The sequence below is a fragment of the Mycobacterium sp. genome (genome assembly GCF_049683935.1).
In the GTDB taxonomy this organism is placed as follows: domain Bacteria; phylum Actinomycetota; class Actinomycetes; order Mycobacteriales; family Mycobacteriaceae; genus Mycobacterium.
In genome coordinates this window covers 1-2,604 of sequence record NZ_JBAUJR010000116.1, presented here as the reverse complement: position 1 = coordinate 2,604, position 2,604 = coordinate 1, and the positions used below count along the sequence as shown (strand labels likewise).

The following is a 2,604-nucleotide window of genomic DNA, read 5'->3' as shown; positions in this document are numbered from 1 at the left end:
CCGCCGAAGGCTGCCGCCCTGCCGGGCACGGGGGCCGAGCATCGGACCGACTTCGCCCGAGACCGCGCGCGGGTCCTGCACTCGGCGGCGTTGCGTCGGCTGGCCGACAAGACCCAGGTCGTCGGCCCACGGCAGAGCGAAACGCCGCGGACCCGACTGACGCACTCCCTGGAAGTGGCCCAGATCGGCCGGGGCATGGCGGTCGGACTCGGCGCCGATCCGGACCTCGTCGACCTGGCCGGGCTGGCGCACGACATCGGCCATCCGCCGTACGGGCACAACGGGGAGCGCGCACTCAACGAGCTCGCCGAGGCGTGCGGCGGGTTCGAGGGCAACGCGCAGAACTTCCGCATCCTGACCCGGCTGGAGCCCAAAGTGCTTGACACACAGGGTGACGAGCCGCGCAGCGCCGGACTGAACCTGACCCGCGCTGCTCTGGACGCGGTGACGAAGTATCCGTGGTACCGCACTGCCAGAGGGGGCAAGTTCGGTTTCTACGCCGACGACGCAGCGGCCGCAGCCTGGGTGCGCGGCGACGCACCCGACCGCAAACCGTGTCTGGAGGCCCAGATCATGGACTGGGCGGACGACGTCGCCTACTCCGTGCACGATGTCGAGGACGGGGTGATCTCGGGTCGTATCGACCTGCGGGTCCTGGCCGACGACGACGCGGTGAGCGCGCTGGGCCGGTTGGGACAGTCGCACGGAATGGGCGGCGGACTGGCGGCGGCCGATCTGATCGAGGCGGCCGAGCGGTTGTCGGTGCTGCCTGCGGTCGCCGCGGTCGGTAAGTACGACGCCACACTGTCGGCCTCGGTGGCGTTGAAGACGATGACCAGTGAGCTGGTGGGCCGATTCGCGTCGTCGGCGATCGCCGCGACCCGCAACGCCTCGGGATCGGGGCGGTTGGTGCGCTACCGCGCCGACCTCGAGGTCCCCACGGTGGTGCGCGCGGAGGTGGCGGTGCTGAAGATCCTCGCGCTGCAGTTCATCATGTCCGATCCTCGGCATCTGGATCTGCAGGCGCAGCAGCGCGACCGGATCGACGCGGCGGTGCAGTTCGTGCTGACGGGGGCGCCGGCGACGCTGGACCCCCTGTTCGTTCCGGACTTCGCCGCCGCCGACGACGACGCCGCGCGGTTACGGGTGGTGATCGACCAGGTGGCGTCCATCACCGAGGGGCGTCTGGAGCGGCTCGAACCCGCGTAGCGCCTCCCGCCGTGGGCTCTAGACTGGCCGGGTGGCGGGCGACGGTACGCGGGGGCGGGGCAGGATCCCCGATCGCGATATCGCCGCCATCCGTGACCGGGTGAACATCGAGGACCTTGTCGGCGAGTACGTTCAGCTTCGGCGCGCGGGCGCCGATTCGCTCAAGGGACTGTGTCCTTTTCACGACGAGAAGTCCCCGTCCTTCCACGTCCGGCCCAACCACGGGCACTTCCACTGCTTCGGCTGCGGGGAGGGGGGTGATGCCTATGCCTTCCTGCAGAAGATCGAGCACGTCAGCTTCGTGGAAGCCGTCGAACTGCTGGCCGACCGCGTCGGCTACACCATCACCTACACCGGGGCGTCGACCACCAACGTGCAACGCGACCGGGGCAGCCGCAGCAGGCTGCTGGCCGCCAACGCCGCCGCCGCGGAGTTCTACGCAGAAGCGCTGCAGTCCGACGAAGCCGCCCCGGCCCGCCAGTACCTGATCGAACGGAACTTCGACGCCGACGCCGCCGCGCGATTCGGCTGCGGATTCGCACCGTCGGGCTGGGAAACGCTGACAAAGCATCTGCTGCGCAAGGGATTCGAGTTCAAGGAATTGGAGGCGGCGGGGTTGTCCCGAGAGGGCCGCCGCGGCCCCATGGACCGCTTCCACCGCCGACTGCTGTGGCCGATCCGGGCCGGCGGCGGCGAGGTCATCGGATTCGGTGCCCGGCGGATCTTCGACGACGACCCGATGGAAGCCAAGTACGTCAACACCCCCGAGACGGTGCTGTACAAGAAGTCCGGGGTGCTGTTCGGCCTCGATCTGGCCCGACGCGACATCGCCAAGGCGCACCGCGCCGTCGTGGTCGAGGGGTACACCGACGTGATGGCGATGCACCTGGCCGGCGAGGCTACGGCCGTCGCCTCCTGCGGCACAGCCTTCGGCGAGGGTCACCTGGCGCTGCTGCGGCGGCTGATGATGGACGACAACTGGTACCGCGGTGAGCTGATCTTCGTGTTCGACGGCGACGCGGCCGGTCAGGCGGCGGCGCTCAAGGCGTTCGACGGTGACCAGCAGGTGGCCGGAAAGTCCTTCGTGGCAATCGCTTCCGACGGGATGGATCCGTGTGATCTGCGACTGAAGTCCGGTGATGCGGCGCTGCGGGACCTGGTGGCGCGGCGCATCCCGATGTTCGAGTTCGCCGTGCGCAGCCTGATCCCCAGCGGGGAGGTGCTCGACAACGACCCGCAGGCTCAGGTCGACGCGCTTCGTCAGTGTGTGCCTCTGGTCGCCCGGATCCGGGACTACGCGCTGCGCGACGAGTACGCACGACGCCTCGCCGGGTGGACGGGCTGGAGCGACGAAGGTCAGGTGCTCAACCGGGTGCGTGAAGAGGCGGGCAAGCG

At 69.5% G+C, this 2,604-nt stretch carries 2 protein-coding genes; both read left to right on the top strand.

The genetic code is table 11. The features are described from left to right. On the top strand, window positions 1–1,209 hold a 1,209-nt coding region (locus tag WA965_RS06870), incomplete at its 5' end, for a deoxyguanosinetriphosphate triphosphohydrolase (protein WP_526447264.1). Window positions 1,210–1,240: 31 nt separating this feature from the next. After that, a partial coding sequence (gene dnaG / locus WA965_RS06865; protein ID WP_526447262.1) for a DNA primase occupies window positions 1,241–2,604 on the top strand: 1,364 nt, incomplete at its 3' end.